General features: G+C 74.4%; 1 protein-coding gene. It reads right to left on the bottom strand.

Annotated elements, in window-relative coordinates; translation table 11 throughout:
- Nucleotides 1-328, bottom strand: a 328-nt coding sequence (locus JYA52_RS02995; RefSeq protein ID WP_205651668.1) for a PKD domain-containing protein, incomplete at both ends; no start/stop codon positions are given.

The raw sequence follows: 328 nt of genomic DNA, 5'->3' as shown, positions 1-328 counted from the left end.
GCGACCAACGCTGCCGGCTCGACGTCCAGCACCCGGACGATCACCGTGGATCCGGGCGGTGGCACGTCACCCGGGATCACGCTGCGCAGCTCACGGACCGCGTCCACCGACACCGCCACCACCACCGTCAGCCTCGCGGTCGAGGTCCCGCCCGCGGTCTCCGCGTGCGACGGGTTCTGCAGGGTGCCCGACTCGCCGACGCCGAACTCCCACGCCCTCGCCGTCGGGCCGCCGGTGGAGGTATCGGTGAAGCTCACCGCCAACGGCACCGTGCCCGACGTCGGCGACGCAGTGAAGGACGCCACCGGCGCAGTGCCGCCGGGCGGGG

Origin of the sequence: Arthrobacter pascens (assembly GCF_017052465.1) — a bacterium.
GTDB classification, from domain to species: domain Bacteria; phylum Actinomycetota; class Actinomycetes; order Actinomycetales; family Micrococcaceae; genus Arthrobacter; species Arthrobacter pascens.
The sequence above is the reverse complement of the archived record's forward strand: the minus strand, read 5'-3'. Positions and strand labels throughout refer to the sequence as shown.